This is a genomic window from Polycladomyces abyssicola (assembly GCF_018326425.1).
Taxonomy (GTDB): domain Bacteria; phylum Bacillota; class Bacilli; order Thermoactinomycetales; family JIR-001; genus Polycladomyces; species Polycladomyces abyssicola.
This window is the reverse complement of the sequence record NZ_AP024601.1, coordinates 618,575-637,591: the sequence shown is the minus strand read 5'-3', so window position 1 is coordinate 637,591 and position 19,017 is coordinate 618,575. Positions and strand designations below refer to the sequence as shown.

The 19,017-nt window shown below is 49.8% G+C and carries 17 protein-coding genes and 1 pseudogene; 9 read left to right on the top strand and 9 right to left on the bottom strand.

The window, feature by feature from the left end; translation table 11 throughout:
- Positions 1-112 precede the first annotated feature (112 nt).
- The 4 genes and pseudogenes from KI215_RS03190 (at position 113) to KI215_RS03175 (ending at position 5,204) form a co-directional block, all read left to right on the top strand.
- Positions 113-1,288: an iron-containing alcohol dehydrogenase gene (locus KI215_RS03190; protein ID WP_212774141.1), complete on the top strand. Its 1,176-nt coding sequence runs from the start codon at positions 113-115 to the stop codon at positions 1,286-1,288.
- A 29-nt stretch (positions 1,289-1,317) separates the two neighbouring features.
- On the top strand, positions 1,318-2,631 hold the full coding sequence (locus tag KI215_RS03185; protein ID WP_212774140.1) for an MFS transporter: 1,314 nt from the start codon (positions 1,318-1,320) through the stop codon (positions 2,629-2,631).
- A 437-nt stretch (positions 2,632-3,068) separates the two neighbouring features.
- Positions 3,069-4,055 (top strand): threonine ammonia-lyase, encoded by a 987-nt coding sequence (locus tag KI215_RS03180; RefSeq protein WP_212774139.1) that lies wholly within the window; start codon positions 3,069-3,071, stop codon positions 4,053-4,055.
- A gap of 287 nt (positions 4,056-4,342) precedes the next feature.
- A pseudogene (locus KI215_RS03175) lies at positions 4,343-5,204 on the top strand (alpha/beta fold hydrolase).
- A 61-nt stretch (positions 5,205-5,265) separates the two neighbouring features.
- On the opposite strand, the gene KI215_RS03170 reads toward KI215_RS03175, so the two are convergent.
- Positions 5,266-5,547 (bottom strand): DUF5698 domain-containing protein, encoded by a 282-nt coding sequence (locus tag KI215_RS03170; protein ID WP_212774138.1) that lies wholly within the window; start codon positions 5,545-5,547, stop codon positions 5,266-5,268.
- An 18-nt stretch (positions 5,548-5,565) separates the two neighbouring features.
- On the bottom strand, positions 5,566-5,808 hold the full coding sequence (locus KI215_RS03165; RefSeq protein ID WP_212774137.1) for a hypothetical protein: 243 nt from the start codon (positions 5,806-5,808) through the stop codon (positions 5,566-5,568).
- 865 nt (positions 5,809-6,673) lie between these two features.
- Between KI215_RS03165 and KI215_RS03160 the strand changes: the two genes are divergently transcribed.
- The 3 genes from KI215_RS03160 to KI215_RS03150 all read left to right on the top strand — a co-directional run bounded on the left by KI215_RS03160 (position 6,674) and on the right by KI215_RS03150 (position 8,452).
- Positions 6,674-6,910, top strand: a complete 237-nt coding sequence (locus tag KI215_RS03160) for a hypothetical protein (protein ID WP_212774136.1) — start codon at positions 6,674-6,676, stop codon at positions 6,908-6,910.
- Positions 6,911-7,061: 151 nt separating this feature from the next.
- Positions 7,062-7,544 (top strand): SRPBCC family protein, encoded by a 483-nt coding sequence (locus KI215_RS03155; RefSeq protein ID WP_212774135.1) that lies wholly within the window; start codon positions 7,062-7,064, stop codon positions 7,542-7,544.
- 179 nt (positions 7,545-7,723) lie between these two features.
- The gene (locus KI215_RS03150; protein WP_246512180.1) at positions 7,724-8,452 is read left to right on the top strand and encodes a cadmium resistance transporter; all 729 of its coding nucleotides are present in this window, start codon (positions 7,724-7,726) and stop codon (positions 8,450-8,452) included.
- A 352-nt stretch (positions 8,453-8,804) separates the two neighbouring features.
- Here the strand turns inward: KI215_RS03150 and yfkAB are convergent, their stop codons facing one another.
- Positions 8,805-9,950, bottom strand: a complete 1,146-nt coding sequence (gene yfkAB / locus KI215_RS03145; protein WP_246512179.1) for a radical SAM/CxCxxxxC motif protein YfkAB — start codon at positions 9,948-9,950, stop codon at positions 8,805-8,807.
- A gap of 64 nt (positions 9,951-10,014) precedes the next feature.
- The gene (locus tag KI215_RS03140) at positions 10,015-11,010 is read right to left on the bottom strand and encodes a threonine ammonia-lyase (RefSeq protein ID WP_246512178.1); all 996 of its coding nucleotides are present in this window, start codon (positions 11,008-11,010) and stop codon (positions 10,015-10,017) included.
- Between the two features lie 558 nt (positions 11,011-11,568).
- Between KI215_RS03140 and KI215_RS03135 the strand changes: the two genes are divergently transcribed.
- Positions 11,569-12,525 carry an RluA family pseudouridine synthase gene (locus tag KI215_RS03135; RefSeq protein WP_212774134.1) on the top strand — a complete coding sequence of 319 codons (957 nt, stop codon included), beginning with the start codon at positions 11,569-11,571 and terminating at the stop codon, positions 12,523-12,525.
- On the top strand, positions 12,500-12,868 hold the full coding sequence (locus KI215_RS03130) for a VOC family protein (RefSeq protein WP_212774133.1): 369 nt from the start codon (positions 12,500-12,502) through the stop codon (positions 12,866-12,868). The genes KI215_RS03135 and KI215_RS03130 overlap by 26 nt, the downstream gene beginning before the upstream one ends.
- 227 nt (positions 12,869-13,095) lie before the next feature.
- Here KI215_RS03130 and helD read toward each other — a convergent pair whose 3' ends face one another.
- From helD to KI215_RS03105, 5 genes are all read right to left on the bottom strand, one after another.
- Complete coding sequence (gene helD / locus KI215_RS03125; protein WP_212774132.1) at positions 13,096-15,444, bottom strand: RNA polymerase recycling motor HelD; 2,349 nt, start codon at positions 15,442-15,444, stop codon at positions 13,096-13,098.
- A 423-nt stretch (positions 15,445-15,867) separates the two neighbouring features.
- Positions 15,868-16,170 (bottom strand): YunC family protein, encoded by a 303-nt coding sequence (locus tag KI215_RS03120; protein ID WP_212774131.1) that lies wholly within the window; start codon positions 16,168-16,170, stop codon positions 15,868-15,870.
- Positions 16,171-16,309: 139 nt separating this feature from the next.
- Positions 16,310-16,567 (bottom strand): DUF6154 family protein, encoded by a 258-nt coding sequence (locus tag KI215_RS03115; RefSeq protein ID WP_212774130.1) that lies wholly within the window; start codon positions 16,565-16,567, stop codon positions 16,310-16,312.
- Positions 16,568-16,640: 73 nt separating this feature from the next.
- Positions 16,641-18,092, bottom strand: coding sequence for a bifunctional metallophosphatase/5'-nucleotidase (locus KI215_RS03110; protein WP_212774129.1), 1,452 nt, complete (start codon positions 18,090-18,092; stop codon positions 16,641-16,643).
- 10 nt (positions 18,093-18,102) lie between these two features.
- Entirely contained in the window at positions 18,103-18,927 is an 825-nt protein-coding gene (locus tag KI215_RS03105) for a sulfite exporter TauE/SafE family protein (RefSeq protein ID WP_212774128.1), read from the bottom strand.
- Positions 18,928-19,017: the final 90 nt, after the last annotated feature.

Below are 19,017 nucleotides of genomic sequence, written 5' to 3'. Positions count from 1 at the left end.
GTATAATAATCAAATATTTCTGTCAATAAATTGCGCTTGGTATGAATCCAGCTTTATTTATTTACATATTCATTATATATGCAAGTCCAACAGCAGAGTAGGGAGGAGTATAATGAACGAGTTTCGCGTACCGCCCGTTGTTCTTTATGGCCGCGATTCTTTCTCGCAAGTGGGTGTCCATGCTGCACGTTTAGGGAGCAAAGCACTGATCGTCAGCGACCGGATCATGGAAAAACTCGATTATGTAACACGGTGTAAGCAAATGCTCGATCGGGCCGGAGTTGCTTCTGTTTCCTATCTGGATGTCAATTCAGAACCCACCGATCAGCATGTCGCCACAGCGCTGGAGCTTTTTCAAAAAGAAGACTGCGATCTGCTCATCGCCATCGGCGGAGGGAGTTGTCTGGACGCTGCCAAAGCCGTTTCTATCGTCGCGGTAAACGGTGGGTATATCGGTGACTACATTGGAGGGAAAAAAGAGATTGCCCACCAACCGGTCCCATTGATCGCCGTCCCGACGACTGCCGGGACAGGTTCGGAAGTGACCAGTGTGACTGTGATCACCAACACAACAAACGATGTAAAGATGATGATCAAGCATCCCGCCTTGATTCCCGCTGTAGCTATTGTCGATCCCATCTTAACCCTTACATCACCGCCCCATGTTACCGCTGCCACCGGAATCGACGCTTTGTGTCATGCGATTGAAGCGTACCTGTCCCGACGGGCTCAACCCATCACGGATACGTTGGCCTTGTCTGCGATTCAGCTAATTGGTCAGAATATAAGAACGGTTTATGAAAATGGAGATCATATTGTGGCCAGAGAAAATATGGCTTTAGCAGCGATGCAAGCGGGGATGGCTTTTTCAAATACCTCCGTTTGCCTGGTTCATGGTATGTCCCGCCCGATTGGCGCCATTTTCCACGTTCCTCATGGCATTTCCAATGCGATGCTGTTGCCGGCTGTGTTAGAGTTCAGCAAAGAGGCATGTATCGAGCGATTGGCAAGTATTGGGCGCGTATTTTGCGAAGATTTGAAAGCGGTTTCTGATATAGAGGCAGCTGATGGTGTCATCTCCATGATCAAGCAACTCTGCCTGGATCTTGACATTCCCAATATGAAACAACAGGGCATCGATAGAACCGAATTTGAACAAGTAGTCGACAAAATGGCTGCCGATGCCTTGGAAAGCGGCAGTCCGGGATTGAATCCACGCATCCCGACTCATGCGGAAATCGTCGAGTTGTATCATCGCTGTTATGATTATCATTTTGTAAATATTTGAAAAACAAAACGAAAAAGAGGTGAACTTAGATGGGTCAGAAAAACAGCGAAGCCGTTAAATCTGCTCTATCCAGTTTCATAGGAACAGCGATCGAGTGGTATGACTTCTTTTTGTATGGAACAGCAGCGGCCCTGGTCTTTCCTCAACTCTTCTTTCCAGAGTCTGATCCGCTGACTGGGACGTTGCAAGCTTTTGCCACCTTTACGTTGGGTTTTGTCGCTCGTCCGTTTGGAGGAATTATTTTTGGTCATTACGGCGACAAGATTGGCCGTAAATCCATGCTGATCGTGACCCTGATGATCATGGGGATCGCCACCGCTTTGATCGGGCTGTTACCCACATATGAGAGTATCGGCGTTTGGGCGCCCATCCTGCTCATCGTCTTGCGTTTGCTGCAAGGGATCGGTGTAGGGGGAGAATGGGGAGGGGCTGCCTTAATGTCAGTAGAGCACGCGCCAAAAGGGAAAAGAGGTTTTTATGGAAGTTGGACACAGATGGGAGTACCGGGAGGGCTGTTGCTCTCGACCGCTGTATTCACCATGTTTTCGTCTCTGCCGGAGGAGCAATTTTTAACATGGGGGTGGCGAATCCCCTTCCTGGTCAGTTTTCTTCTCATCGGAGTGGGCCTATTTATTCGCTTGCGCGTGATGGAAACACCCGCCTTCCAAAAAGTGAAGGAGACGGGAACAGAAGCTCGTCTGCCGATCTTGGAAGTGCTCAAAGCTCAGCCGAAACAGGTGCTTCAGGCGATGGGGGCGCGTTTTGCCGAGAACGGCACTTTCTATATCTTTAGTGTGTTTGTGCTCACCTATGCGACTGAACAATTGGGAATGCCCAAAAGCATGGTCTTAAATGGAGTGACCATTGCCACCGCTCTGGAGTTTATCGCTGTGCCGCTGTTTGGTGCTCTCTCAGACCGAATCGGCCGTCGTCCGGTATACATGGCTGGAGCCGCGTTTACTGCTTTGTTTGCTTTCCCCTTCTTTTGGCTACTTGACACGAAAAGTACCTTTTTTACATGGCTGGCAATCGTCATCGCGCTGGCGCTCGGTCATGCAGCGATGTATGGTCCGCAAGCCGCTTTCCTCTCTGAACTGTTTGGCACACGAGTACGCTATAGTGGGGTCTCCATCGGTTATCAGTTAGCATCGGTATTCGCCGGAGGGCTCGCACCGCTGATCGCCACCTCACTCATGGCCTGGGCGGGCGGAAAACCTTGGGCAGTGGCTGTTTATTTGATCTTTATGTGTCTGGTTACGCTCATCTCAGTCTACTGGACTTCCGAAACTTATCAAAATGAGGTGTCAGAAAAGCTGACTGTAACAAAATCGATTTCGTCTTAAATATTGAATGTGAAAAAAGGTATTTTCTCTTCGTGCATGATCCCCAGGGTGGCCCCTTTTGACGCCACCCTGACCTTCATGTGCTTGAAGGCTATTTCTCGATCGGACTGTCCGCCAGTAGTAACCGCCGTCGGTGTTCAGTAACATATGAATTGGAAGATGATGAATCGTTTTTCATGCTGTTTCTAGGTATATCACCGCCATTTTTTGGATTTGACTTTTTGTAGAATGGTTTCGGTGTGGTTGGTATGGTAGACAATCCCAACAGGGTAAACCCGTATAGACTTGCTTCACGGTGATATTATCGAACGAATATATAAAATTTACAATTTTTATTTATAAACTAAATAAATTTTATTTATGTTATACTGGAAATCATCAATAACCTCCTATCAAAATCAATTAAAGATAGACATACACTTAAAAAGGTGATTTAAATGTCCATTACACTTCAAGAAGTAATGCAAGCTCGTTCTCGTATTAGTTCCTATATACGGCATACCCCGCTGGAGTACACCAAAACGTTAAGTCAACTTTATAATGCAGATATTTATCTTAAACTAGAGAACCTGCAGGTTACGGGAAGTTTCAAACCACGCGGATCACTGAACAAACTCCTTACCTTAGATCAAACACAACAAACACGTGGTGTTATCGCACCCTCAGCTGGTAACCATGGGATTGGGTTGGCTTATGCCTCGTCCAAATTAGGAATACCGGCCTATGTTTATCTACCGGAAGATACTGATAGAGGAAAAATAAAAACCTTGAATCAATACGGTGTTTCTATTAAGTTTTTCGATTCAATTGAATCGGCGAGACAAGCAGCTATTAAGGATGCCGAAGAAGAGGGATACATCTTCTTATCTGCTTATAATGATCGTTCAGTGATAGCGGCTAATGGAACAATCGCATTAGAAATATTAGAGGACTTATCTGATGTAGATACAGTCATTGTCTGTGTTGGTGGCGGAGGACTTGCTTCCGGAATAGGAACGGTTCTCAAAGCCGTTAACCCTTCGATTGAAGTTTGGGGAGTGCAAACAGCCAATAGTCCTACACTAGCTGTTTGGTTTAAACAAAGAAAAGTTACACCTGTGGATCTTAAACCCTCGATCGCGGAAGGATTAAGCGGTCCCATTGATCCTGATACGATGACATTCCCCATCATACAAAAATGTGTTGATCGTATATTAACTGTTACAGATGCCGAAATTATCGATGCAATGAAAGCCATGATAAACGAACATCGATATATTGTTGAACCGTCAGGGGCAGCAGGCATAGCCGCCCTACAACGATATTCGGATGAACTTAGGGATCGCAAAATAGTGATCACTGTTACTGGACGTAACATTTCTTGGAATAGACTGCAAAACCTATTAAGTAACCCATCTATAGAGCATCGCTACGGCCAGAGATAATTTATCTAAAGAATGGAACATGAGTTTTGATTAATGTGAAACCGACTCCCTGTGTGGTAAGGGGTCGGTTAATTTTGTGGTAAATTGCATCCATAGGGGCTGGAGGGAACGAAGAAGGATTTTGGGGCCACCCCCCAATAAATAGAAATGTGACTTGTAAACCCACTTGTCCCAAGTCATTTTATTTAGGTTACTATGGGATCATTGTTATGTGCCGATTGTCATAGAAAATAATAGCGGATCGAAAACGATTTTTTTTGGATAAGCAGAAAGGTGAGTTGATAAATATGAGTGTAACAAAGAAAGGAACATTGCAAGTGCCTGGAGCCAACCTCTACTATGAGGTGCGCGGAACCGGTCCCGTCCTTCTTATGATCCATGGCGGAGGTGGTGACGCCGACAAGCTCCTCCATGTCGCTAACCATCTTGCTAACCGGTACACAGTTGTTACCTATGACCGTCGGGGTCACTCGCGCAGTAATCTTGCCAAACCGACTGAGGATTACCAAGTGAAGACACACAGTGAAGACGCTCACGTCTGTTGGCAAAACTGACCGATGAACCGGCGTACGTATTCGGAAGCAGCTCCGGCGCATGCATCGGACTCGATCTGTCCATCCGCCATCCCGAGCAGGTACGAGTTCTGATCCCACACGAGCCGATCTTATTGCAACTTTTATTCGGCGATGAGCAAGCACAGGCCAGACAAAGCTTGAAGGACCTGAAAGAAAATATTCGCCGTGAGTTGAAGGATCTGGAAGAGAATATTCGCCGTGAGGGTGTTCTTTCCGCTTTCATGAAGTTTTCGTCAAAACTAGGCATGAACTCCGGCTATCGATCTGCTCAACCGATTGAGGACCTAATGGAGGGATCGTCGCCAATCTCACGTATTTCATCACATTTGAAGTACCGGGAATACGCCGCCACACATGGGATCTCGATACGTTGAAGATTGCGTTGAAATCTTCGTCGATGCGGGTCCTTCCAGCCGGCGGCAACGCTTCACGGGGAGATTTTCCTTACCGTTGTGAAGTGGCATTAGCGGAAAAGCTGGAAACAGAGGTAGTGGAGTTTCCTGGACATCATGGAGGGTATAGAATTTATCCACAAGAATTCGCAGAGAGATTACACGACGTTTTCGGGCAATAAAAAAAGCGTCGAGGACCTTTTATCCCGGTCCCCTACGTCTATTCATGGAAGTCGTATGTTTTCATGTTATTTGTTTTCTCCTCTCCAATCGTGCATTGTATTTTTCTGAGATGACCATTCCAGTGTAAATACCTACAGAAAAGCCTAAGCAGTAGGCAAACAAGTTGAGTATGTCACCTATGTTTTCAAGAATAAATTTCAGGACAATCGTATAAATAAGGATTTCAATGAAGGACAGGGAAGAGGCAGCAAGCTTTTTCCCCTGAACCATCAACAAAAAACGAAAGGTGGAGTAAGCAACGTACCCCACCTGTAAGGCAAAGATACCTAGTGCCATAAACATTTTTTCTCTCCTGTCGTGTTAACTGCCTATTTTTTCGAGAATTCGAATAGCACAAATTTCACCATCATTGATTTCAGCTTCCGCGTATCCGTAAAGACCATCGTAAATGGCAATTTGGCGGTTAAGGGGAAAGGTGACACGAGAATTCCTCAATCCGTACATACACGTTTTCCAAGCATGCCAACCCCTATTTGCTAATTTATGACGGTCAAGTGCTTCCCGAATGTCCTGCTTAATTTTATCAAGGTAGAGGTTGGTCATTATTCATCCTCCTCTAACTGAGTCTGTCAACAATTTGGTAAGCCATTTCGACAATCATGCCAAGTTCCAATTCATCGCTATGACTTTCATATTGATGGACGACACCCAGTACTTCTAGGTCATCAACCTTTAGCACCAATTCCATTTTGATTCCTGATTGTTGCTTCAAAGTTTCATCCGATCTAAGTCCTCATTAAGATTAAATGTCAAACCGAAGCCTTTTGTACCTCGGTCAGTTTCATCAAGTTCGTCAACTTCGATAGGCAAACTTGTGCTCTGAGCGGTTTGCTTAACCAACAAATTTAATCCTCAATCGTTTTGGAGACGAAAAAAAACCACTCTTTCGTAGGGATAGAGAAAAAAGGGGATCTACGCTCGCAAGCCATTTTTGTATTGGGTTATTGAGCGGGCTGTCGGGTAAATGTGTGTGTCTTGGCTAAGGGAATCTGATACACATGTGACGGTTAAGTCTGGATGGTTGCGCGTTGGGCACAAAGGCTTTGTTGAACCAGACCCGAAAAGCACTTTTTGAGTTTACAAGAACGAATGAAAGATGAGAAACCGAAACAGTGAGTTTTGCAGCGGTCTGATCGGCTGACCGAGGCGGGGATTCATCACTGATGGCGAAAACTGAAAAAACAAACCACGGTGGGTGAATGGGAACTGATTAAGGACATCACCATTCACGATCTGTGACATGATTTTGCTCACCGGTGTCGGGAAACTGGATGGACATTGGAAGAAATATTACTTGGGCCATATATTATAAAGGAGTACCGGCAATTCAGACAACTGCTCGCTATTAAGCACGGGGCCCTCTCTAATACTAAGAAAGGGTCAGATCCTCACTGAAGAGGATTCCACGATGGCAATCACAAAAGAAGACTTGTATAAATTAATCGATCAGTTGAATGAGGCCAAAATCCCCTTCGCGTACGATTTCCTGAAATACCTCATTCAACAAGATAACCCCTTCAAAGTATACGAAAACATGCCGGCTGATCCCTTGCCTATGAACGATGAAGAACGGGAACAATGGGAAAAGAAGAACGAAGGAGAACTTACCTCACTCAAACGCCTAAAGAAAGAACTCGGACTTTAACGCCCGAAACGACAAACCGAAATAAAGCCTTTTTGTCGGCAACTCAAAGGGTTCTGCCATAGTCTCAAAAACGATCGTTTTTGTGACATGAGAAACCTTGGGTTTGTCGGTACTTTCCTTTATTTTAGTATAAGACGAAGGACTGATCTAAATGAAAGGTCTTCAACTAACAAATCCCCCAGTTGCAAAAGCAGAAATGCTTATTCGTAAACCAGTTGACGCAGTATTTGAGGCTTTTATCAATCCCGCCATCACGACCAAGTTCTGGTTTACCAAAAGCAGTGGAAGGCTCGAACCAAATAAGCAAATCCAGTGGGATTGGGAAATGTATAATTTTTCTGTACAGGTTAGTGTAGAAGCAATTGAACAAAACAGGCGCATACTCATTGAATGGACGGGCTATGACAAGCCCACAACAGTAGAGTGGATTTTTACTCCATTAGCAGATAACACGACTTTCGTCAGTATTACAAACACCGGATTTAGCGGAAATGGGGATGAGGTTGTAGAACAAGCGATCGGATCAACAGAAGGATTCTCGTTTTTACTCGCTGGGCTAAAGGCATATCTAGAGCACAATATCATCTTAAATCTCGTATCGGATCGTTTTCCTGAGGGACTCACTCCACAATAATAAATTCTGGCGGGAAAATACCTTCAGTTTTAAGACAAAAGAAACCACACTTTTTCTATTCGTGAATCGTTGTCGTAACCCATCCGTCTTAAAGATGGGAAACGAAGGAAAACCTCCACACCCCCTGCCCAGCTTTTATTGCTGGGTAAATCCGGAACTTGTATGAAAGGGGTTTTAAGTTGATATCTACTGTTTTATTATCGATCGTTTTTTTTGCATCTACCAATGTAGATGATATATTTCTCCTAATGGCTTGGTTTTCACAAACAAACGGATCATTAACAAAACAACACGTTATTATTGGTCAATACTTGGGCTTTATCACGTTGGTTTTACTAAGTCTTATCGGTGCTTTTGGTGCACTCGTTATTCCGAAAGAATGGATTGGCTTATTAGGGATCTTTCCTATCTATCTGGGGATCAAGGCTCTATGGGAAAGGTTTAGGAATCAAGATGATACTGAAGACAACGATAACAAGGAGTCATCTCATGAAGAAGGAGCAAAAAAGAATTGGCTTCAAAGATTCCTTCATCCCAATATTTATAAAGTCGCGACCATCACCTTCGCTAATGGTGGAGATAATATCGGGATCTACATACCCTTCTTTTCAAGCCAAAGCATAGCCCGATTGATTATCATCATCACCATTTTTCTCGTCTTAGTAGCTGTTTGGTGCTTCATTGGATATCAACTTGTAAGTCATCCGCTTGTAGTCAAGACTTTAAAGGGGTATGGACATATTATCGTGCCATTCGTGCTCATTTTCCTTGGTGGATATATCTTAATGGAGAGCGGAGCGATTCATTATTTTGCTAAGAAAGTATTTTGTCAGGGTAACCTGAGTCATTTTCCATTTCTTGATCAATTGGCGACAAAATCGGTCAATGCTCCCTCCACCCAAGGGTGAGGGGATTGAATCGAATCTCTCTAATACTAAGGAAAGAGCAGATCCCGTACCGATGAACGATGAAGAACGGGAACAATGGGAAAAGTGGAACGAAGGAGAACCTGCCTCACTCAAACACCTAAAGAAAGAACTCGAATTTTAACGCCCGAAAAGTCCGGCGTTTTCTTTTTAAAATCCGGCTCCTTGGACTTGGAAAGCGCAGGAATTAAATCGCGGGCATCTTTCTATAAGCAAAGCACACTTTGCCCGTGTCCTGTGCCATGACCTACTTCCCTAAACGGTTTGTTCCTGTCCGAAAAAGTAAATGAAAAACCCTCCAGCGAAGTTTCCACCGGAGGGTCTGATCCAAACATCAATGCTCCACCACCGACAATTCCGCTTTCCTCTTCCTGAAATTCCAGTCGCTGTAATACATCTGTGCCACAAGAATGTTGGGGCCGGTGCAACGGGCAGACGGGCAGTAGCAGTGATGTTTCCGGGCAACCGGATGGGACAGCCAGCGGTTGAAAACGTCGATCAGACGATCCGTATGGATGTTGCCCAAGGGTGGAACATCACCGAAGTCGGTTACGATGATGTCTCCGGTGAAGACGTTGATGTTGAGCCGGTTGCGTCCGTCGGGGTCGTGGCGGACGGTGATGTTGGGCTCACGATGAAGCCTCAACCACAGTTCGCGATCCTCCGGCCGGTCGCTGCACGGATAGAACGGCAGGGTACCGAACAAGATCCACACATCGGGATCACGCTGATCGACCAAATGGAGAATGGTCTCCCGCAGTTGATCCAAACTGAGCAGTTCCATATTCTTGGCGAAATCGCTCGGGTACAGCGGATGCACCTCGTGGCGCACACATCCCATCTCGGCGATGTGCCGGTGCATCAGCGGGAGATGGGGCGCGGTAAACGGGCTGATCAACGATTCCGCAGAGACGAACACGCCCGCTTTGGATAATGCCCGCGCGTTATCCACCATCCGGTTGTACAGCATTTCCGCCGTTTTGAATGGGACATCCTGTTTGGAATGGGCAAACACAATGCGGTGAAAGTCCTCCGGCCCCCGGTAGTTGTAAGAGATATGTAACACGTCCAGGTCTTCGATCCAGTCTTCGTACCGCGACAGGGGCAGGGTCAGGTTGGAGTTGAGCTGGGTGTAGATCCCCCGCGAACGGGCATAGCGCAATAAGGGACGGATCGTCTCCTTTACCACTTGCGGGTTGAGGATCGGTTCGCCGCCGGTGATGCTGATCGTCCTCAGGGTTTCCACTTCGTCCAGCTTGCGGATCAGCTGATCGACAGGGATGGGGATCCCCTCCCGTTCGACCAGCATTTCCCCCACAGCGCAATGCTCACACCGCAAATTGCAAAGTTGGGTGACGGTGAATTCCACGCTGGTCAGTTCGTATTGTCCTTTTTCGCTGCGTGTATACCAAGGGTCCCAAGGGTCCCAATCCGGTGTGATCGGCCGTCGGTCCGTTTTAGACGTCACGGTTTTCATCATCTTGATCCCCTCGATTCTCCAGAATGCGCACGAATGAGAGTATACTCCTCCCCAACAACCGGCGTCAAATCTTCGTTGCCTCCCTCTCCCACAACTGCGCAAGCAACGACGGGTCGATATTGCCTCCGCTCAGGATGACGCCTACTTTCCGGCAATCCCGGGGCAAAGCTCCCTTCCGCACGGCCGCCAGCGCCACAGCAGCTGACGGTTCTATCACCGTTTTCAATCGCAGCAGGGCAAAACGGATCGCATCTTCAATCTCTTCCTCCGTCACCAGTACGACGTTCTCCACATGCGATTGCAAGATGGGGAATGTCAACACGCCGGGTGTTGTCGCTCGAAGACCGTCTGCCACCGTCGACGGGGGATCGATGGACACCCTTTTACCCTCCTGGAGGGAACGGTATGTATCTGCCGCCAGTTTCGGTTCTGCACCGAATACGCGGATCTTCGGATTCCAACCGTGGGCTGCAATCGAAGTCCCCGACAGTAATCCACCACCACCGATCGGCGTGATCACCGCATCCAAATCCGGTACTTCCTCCAACAACTCCAGTGCCACCGTTCCCGCTCCCGCAATGATATGCGGATGATCAAACGGTGGAACGATGGTGAGTCCCCGCTCCTCCGCCACTTGTCGTCCGAATGCTTCCCGATCCGTCGTCAGACGGTCAAACGTCAGCACCTCTGCGCCGTAGGTCTCCCGTGTAGCCGCCAATTTGACGGGCGGTGCATCAGTCGGTATGCAAATGACGGCCGGAACACCGGACAACCGGGCGGCCAGCGCCACCCCTTGGGCATGGTTACCCGATGAGTAGGCGAGTACCCCGCGCTGTTTTTCCTCCTCGGTCATTCGGGAGATCGTGTTGTAGGCACCGCGGAACTTGAACGCGCCCCCACGTTGGAACTGCTCACATTTGAGGTAGATTTCCCGACCACTTTGTTTATTCAATGTCCGCGATGTCATCACAGGAGTCCGGTGGGCGGCACCTTTCAACCGGGCGGCCGCCTCCCGTATACAGTCATAGGTGATGGTCTCCATTCTCCCTGTCCTTTCCATGTTTTTACTCCATTATATCATTCACATGGCGGACTCATCCCGAACATGTTTCCAACCATACAAAAAGGCTCGGCAGACCTAAGCCGACGAGACTTTTCGCAAGTGATTGATGAAACTGTATCGATCCCCCGTCGATAACCGGCGAGGGAGACTGCTGACAAAGTGATCTTGCCACTCGTGATTTCGGAAGCGGGTCCAAATTTCCCGTCGAGCGCGGACTTTAACGGATCCCACGTCTTTGTCACCATCCTGAAGACAGTACATCCGTCTCTGACTCCAACGTTGATTCCACATAAGCAGGGATGTCGATGCCCAACCCTTCGGCCAACCGTTCACCGGCTTGTTGAAAATCATGGGTCCGTCGGATGGGTTTCCGTCCGGTGGAACCGGTAAGCGGGGTTTCGCTCTCTCGGTACCGCGGATCCGGTTTGGGTTCGTCATCGCAACGGTTGGGTTGCGGGAGGCACTCCCATTTGTCAACGAATATTGCAAAAAAATTTTTTACACGATTTCTTGAATGGTGATGACACACAGGTGAAAATAGAGATGGTGATGTTCATGTCGTTTAAACAAAAAAACCACGGCAAATGGATCGCCTACCGCGTCACACCCGAGTGGGAAGGACATACCGTACGGGAAGTACTGCAGGGACCATTGTTGCTGTCCAATCGGATGATCAACCGGCTTACGAGGTCGCGCGGAATTCAGCTCAATGGTAAAATGCCTTGGCTGGACCGTCGGGTGAAGGCGGGCGACCGTCTGCGTGTGGCAGTACGCCCCTTTGAACGAGCCGACCTGCCACCGGAGCCGGTACCGTTTTCCGTAGTCTATGAGGATGCTGATCTGATGGTGGTGGACAAACCCGCTGGGATCAATGTTCATCCCGTACGCCCCGGTGAAGGAGGAACGCTGGCCCACGGGATCATCCATTACTGGCTGTCACAGGGCAGAGAAGGACGCGTACGGCCGGTACACCGGCTGGACCGGGACACTTCTGGCCTCATTCTGATCGCCAAACACGCCTACGCGCATCAATTGCTGGACCGAGATTTGCGACAACACGATATACGACGGGAGTATCTGGCGTGTGTAGCCGGGCGGGTGGAAAATCCCGAAGGTACCATCCGCGAGCCCATTGCCCGCGATCCCAACCATCCTTTGCGACGGTGCGTTTCCCCTGAAGGCGATCCGGCCGTGACACACTACCGGGTCCTGGCACAAAACGATCGTGCCTCGATTATATGGGTCCGATTGGAAACAGGACGGACCCATCAAATTCGCGTGCATTTCTCTTCGCTTGGTCATCCGCTGTATGGGGATAAACTTTACGGTGGACCCATGGAGGGGATCGGGCGACAGGCCTTGCATGCTTGGCTCCTGTCGTTCCGCCATCCGTTGACGGGAAAACATCTCACTCTGAAGGCCATGCCGCCGGAGGATTGGTTACAGTTGACCGAATCACTTCATTTTGTCAGGGAGGAATGGACGGATGGATTGGCGCTTTCAGGGGATTGACCATGTACAACTGGCGGCACCGCCGAACTGTGAGGAAGCAGCGCGACGGTTTTACGGCGAATGCCTAGGGTTGGAAGAGGTGCCGAAGCCGGCCGAATTGCAAAAACGGGGCGGTGTTTGGTTTCGCTTAGGCAATCAAGAGGTGCACATCGGGGTACAGGACCCGTTTGTGCCGGCAACCAAGGCGCATCCCGCTTTTTTGGTCACATCCCTTGCGTTGTTAAAACAACGATTGGCCGAATACGGCGCAGAGATCATCGAAGATGCACCGATTGAAGGCCGCGAGCGATTTTTCACCCACGATCCATTCGGCAACCGTATTGAGTTTCTGGAGTACAAGTGAACATTCGCAAACCAAAAATGGAGGAGCAAATGCTCCTCCTTGAGACAACTGACAAAGTGTTGAACCACTCCCGATTCCGGATGCGCCGTTCTCCCTCTCATACGCTAGCTCAAGGCTCATGGGAGAACAGCCACCCTCTTTTTAGGTAGCGGCCGAATTCCCGTCAAGCGACTCTGGCTGGAGTTACGGAGCGGAGACGGGAAATCGCGTCCACGGAATTGTTTCTATCATTTTTCGATGACATACAAATCCGGGGAAACTTGAGCCAGAAACGGGCTTCGGTTTCCGATCCAATAAATATGCAGTTCGTGCATCGCTCTTGTGCAGGCTGTGTAGAACAACTTTCGTTCGCTCTCTTTTCCATAAACGCCTTCCGACGCATTGAAGATGATCACCGCGTCGAACTCAATCCCTTTGGCGAGATACGCCGGGATGATCAGGGCCCCTTTTTCGAAGGAAACAGAGTCCTTCCCGATCAACCGGATCGGAACCTGTTCTTTCAACACCTCATACGCTTCTCGGCTCTCCCGAGCCGTTTTGCAGATCACGGCAATCGTTTGGTGTCCGGCATCTTGAAGGGAGCGGATCCGGCCAGCGATTCTTTTCGCCAGCTCATTACAGTCCGCCACCTGCGTCAAGGTCGGTTTGGGGCCTTCCCGGTTGAACGGTTCAATCGCCTCGCCGCCGGCGATCAGCTGCCGGGTGAATTCGACGATCTGCCGGGTAGAGCGGTAACTGCGCGTCAGGACAAAGGTTTCGACCTCGTCGGTTCCAAACAGATCAGGCAGCGCCTGAAAAACGTCACCGTCAGTGGCATGAGCGAAGATCGCCTGGTTAAAGTCGCCCAGAACGGTCATTCGGGCGCGAGGATACAGCCGTTTAACAAACGCAAACTGGAACGGGGAGTAATCCTGCGCTTCATCGATAAACACGTGCCGGATGGTATTGTCCGTTTCCAACCCTTCGATCTGTTCTTTCAAATACAGAAGCGGCGTCGCGTCTTCACAGGAGAGCTTGCCGCGATCCAGGCGCTCCACCGTCTGCGCGCAGATCGTCTTCCAATTATCCGGTAACCGGATTTCGGGAGCAAATCGCGCCACATAGTCCGGATCAGCGAACAGTTGCCGGTAGATCCCCGCGATGTCCACGAATTCCAACCGCTTCACAGACTGACGAAGCGGCCTGAACCGTTCGTGAACAACAAAGGCGGCGAGAAATTCCCGTTCACGCTCAAAGTCGTCAAACGTGGTCATCGTGAAACGCTTTTGTTTCTGCAGCGTTTGATAGGCGCGAACCAACGTATGGCGATCCAGATACTGAATTTCCTCCTCCACCCACGGCTTCGAACGCTCCAAACGAGCCCGTTCTTTTAAATCTTCCAGCAGCCGTTCCGCGAGAAGGCTCATACGGTCATGAATAGTCAGAGATGCAGGGAGCGAGTAAAATTGGTGCCGGATGTAATCGGCGGGAATGAGAACTTCATCTTCCAGCTTCAGATCATGGAAGAGCATCCCGTCCTGTCCGAGATACGCAATGTATTGGTCGATCAGATTCATAAAGCTTGTGGACGTCTTGTACTGGATTCCCTCAATTCTTGCCGAATATTCCGGGTCATCCATGGACGTCAGCACATATTCCATCTGGGTGAACGGGTCTTCCAGCTCATACATGTTCCCGATCCGTTTTTCCAACAGCTCTTGGAATGTCGTCTGCTGCATATTCTCTTCCCCCAGCTCGGGGAGAACCGTGGAAACATAGCTGTTAAACATCGGGTTGGGCGAAAAAAGCATGATCTGGTCGGCGGTCAGCGAACCTCTGTACCGGTACAACAGCCATGCCACTCGCTGAAGAGCAGTCGACGTCTTGCCGCTTCCCGCCGCTCCCTGAACGATCAAGAGACGCGGCCCTTCACTTCGGATAATGCGATTTTGCTCTTTCTGGATCGTGGCCACGATGCTCTTCATCTGCGCGTCCGCATGCTTGCCGAGCACTTCCTGAAGCAGCTCGTCTCCGATGGTGACACCCGTATCAAATAGGCTGATGATTTTTCCGTTCCGAATAATATACTGCCGCTTCAGCTCCAGGGTCCCCGTCACTGTGCCGCCAGGCGTTTCGTACCGCACCGTGCCGGGAGTCCCGTCGTAATACAGGCTGGAGATCGGCGCCCGCCAGTCATAAACGAGAAATTCATCGTTTTCATCTCGGAATGAAGCGATTCCCAGATAAATCTTCTCTGTTTCCTGCTCTCCGTCTTCCCTGAAATCGATCCGGCCGAACCATGGAGACTTCCTCATCCGCGAAAGAATAGACAACTCCTTGTTCGCGTGCCGGAAGCTGCGTTCCCTTTCAGCCAACACTTCCGCCTGCTGTTTGACACTCACGGCAGTTTCCACCGTTTCATGCGGCTCATCCACGTTGACCGTCACATCATCCCAGAAGTTCTTACGGATGTTTACGATTTCCGACTTAAGCCCGCTGACCCGCTGCTGCAGATCATCCATCCGTTTGCCGATTTCAGCCGTTACCCGGCCCACCCGCTCTTGTTCTTTTTGCCATTCCTGCTGTGTCACGCTCATGCATCCGTCCCCCTTGCCGATGATTTTCGAAAAGACCTTGACAGCGGAACCGGAAAGTGATAAGATATAATTGGGTATTTTTGATTTAAATGATAAATTCTTGATAATCAGGTATAGTTCAGGATATCACACATCAATGCTGAATTCAATCCGAACAAACCATCCATTCCCCATTTTTCTCCTAAAATGAAAAAACACCGGACAGTGAATGAAGCTTCACTGTCCGTTTTTTGTTTCGCGGCGGGCCGCAGGCCCCACTCCCGACGCCTCCATCGCCTGCGGAATCCACCCAAGCGATTCTGCTTATGTAAGGATGCATGTCCTGTCTGAAAGAGCCTCAAGCTACTACGATTTCGGGTAACTTGAGGCCGCTGAACTGCTACGTTTGTCAGCCAGTCGCGAGGAGCAGATGCTCCTCTCTCTTTACACCATCTTCAGCAGCGCTTCCCGGCCGATCATGCCCGGATAAATCCCCATCTCCCGGGCAGCATGGGTGACTGATTCCAGGGGGGCGGCCAACAAATCATCCAGCGACCGCACCCCTACCGCCCGTCCGGCGATGACGCCACGGTCGGCCAACTTCTCATTCAACAAAGTCACATCCAAAGCGCCACACATGATGTACCCCTTTTCCGTGGCGATCGCAAGCAAACGCGTTTTGGGCAATGCCACTTCAATGCCCAACACCGTCCGCCCCGCCACCTCGATCGGTTTCAGTTGAACCAAGTTTATCCCTCCCACGGTACGATTCCCCTAATACCGTATGTGAGCGTAACGGGAACGGAACGGCAATGGGCCTCTATTCTCTACGAAATCAAAGCCCATACAAAAAACGAGCTCCCCATCAGAGGAACTCTTCTGCCACTCAATGAATGTATGGCGTCTGAAAGGACGGTTTCCACATCGGCAGTTTCCCTTCCTGCGCCATCTTGGCTTTCAGCATTTCCACCAAATAAATGGCCACCATTTGCAATACTTCATCATCGCTCATTTCTTCGATCAGGTTCAAAACATCCTGTCTCGTGTGATCTTCCAGCAAATGGAGAACCAATGATACCGCATCATCTTCATCGTCGGTTAATTGGTCTCGGTACAACGAATATACTTCATCCACAAAACGCATAGGATACCCTCCTTCAGACCTAATTGTAGCGCAACTGAACTCCTGCTGGAAGGGTGGGCTTGGAAACATTGGGTTATCTTGCGGGACAAACCTGCACCTGGTGCCACCGTTGGCTTTTGCACGCATTTACTGCACCAGGTTGCCGAATCCAATGGGCCAGCACGTCCCGCAAAAACTCCGGCAACAAATAGCGAACCTCTTTCGCTTCTTGGAAAGTGGGGTATCCTACCCCGAACGTAAACATATCGATCGTGGCCACCGAATAGTCACGATCCGCTTCCAACTCCCGCCCGCCAATCCGCACGGTACGAATTTTTTGGTACGGAGGCGCTTCCGCGCAGTATTCGATGTCCATCCCCGATACGTTGAGGATACCCAATTGTTCCCCGCGAAATCCGAATCCTCGAAGTACTTTGGTTTGAAACTCTTCCAGCAATGATTCTTCCAATATGCGACGAAGTTGTTTTCCGGTCAGTAACAGGCGGCACGGATTGATCGGATGAGGCAAAATCCGGTGAAGCAACCTCCGCGTCACCGGACCGGCGGGCAAGTTATCCAGAACCTGCCCTGCATTGACAAGGGCGATATCCGTTCCCACCCAGTCGCGCAAAGCATCAGCTAACAAATTGCCCAATGGCGATTCTGAGTGCCAATCGATTGAAAGAGGTTGGTTCAGTGTGGTGACGGTATCCGCCAGAAACTGTTCTGCTTCCTCCCGTCCCTCGGCAATGCGTCTCAACACCTCTTTCGAGAGAGGCACCCCTTCAGTGGGGAGGGATGTTCCTTCCACGTCTGCCACGCGTTTGTACCGTGCATCCCATGACAGCGTAAGATGCCCCACATATTGTCCGAACTTGCCTGCTCCCATTATCCACGTTTGTCCGATCCGCTCCGGCTTTTCCATCAAGTGATGGGTATGCCCGCCCAAAATGATATCCAAATGAGGCACTTCCTCCGCCATCTGACGATCATTGGGCAACCCGAGATGGGACAGCAGCACCAACACATCCACCTGGTTACGCAATTGCTGGACCGCTTCCCGCACCCGCAGGAACGGATCATGAACCTGCCATCCCATCATTTCGTATACCATTGGATAAGGGATTGTGGCACCGAGCAGACCCACACGCACTCCCCGACACTGGAGAATCGCCCACGGACGGAGCCAAGCGGGCCGGTCTCCTTCGATCGGCGTAACATTGGTCGCAATGACGAAAAATGGCGCCGTTTCGTAAAGCCTATCCAACGACGCACGAGAAAAGGTGAGCAACTCGTTGTTTCCCAATGTCACCGCGTGGTAGCCGGTCTCCGCCATCACGGAAACATTGACACGCCCGTCGGTCCCTTCTGTTTCCATCCGTTCCCGATCCATGTGATCTCCGATATCCAACAGCAGAAACCCTTCATCGCGCCCTTCGATCTCTTTGATCAGTCGCGATGTCAACGTATGAATACCAGCCGCGGCTTCCAATCGGCTGTGGATGTCATTGGTATGGATGAGATGAAGTCGCACCACTTCTTGCACAAACATCCTCCTAACTCAATGAAGACATGCCGTCGGCGATCATTTTCACGGCCACCAACACAATCGCGATCCGAAACGTGACCAACAAGGATTGACTGCTCATCCGCGCGGAGATGGCCGCCCCCAACTGACCACCGATCCAAGCACCAGGAGCCATCCACAATGCGGCGAACCAGTCGATATTTCCCTGAACGGCGTGGGCAACACTGCCGATGGCGGCGGAGAGCAGGATGATAAACATGGAGGTAGCGGTGGCCACATGCGGGGGAAAGCGATACAGCATCACCATCATGGGTACCAACAGCGAACCGCCACCGATCCCAAACAATCCGGAAATGATACCCACGACAAATGAAATGAAAAGGGCAGTCGTCCGATGATATCCGTACGTATATTCTCTTCCTTCTGCGTCCACAAACGTACGCGTCACCGACTGGGGAAGCGAAATTCTCCTGAGTCGATCCCGAAACGACATCACTGCTGACACTCCCAGCATCAACAGGCCAAAACCCACCAAAAATCCGCCGGAACGAAAAAAATGAGTCAGATAAGACCCAATTGCCGCTCCCGGTCCGCATGCGGCAAAAAACAACCAACCGCTAGCAAAATCCACGCGCCGCTGACGGGTGTAGGACAATGTCGAAGACAGGGCGGTCAAAATGATCAACGCCAACGATGTCCCCACTGCCACCGGAGGCGTAATATGGTGAAACCGTCCATCTACTTCCGCCAGAAACAACAATGCCGGCACGGTAATAATCCCGCCGCCCAATCCGACGATACTGCCAATCGTACCGCCGATCAATCCGATCAAAAACAACACCAGCCACTCCACAGCAGGTCACTCCTTATTCCCATCCGTCGCCAAACACACGTCAATGCCGGATGGAATGCATACAGTGGGGGGAATCGAAATTCATCCCGC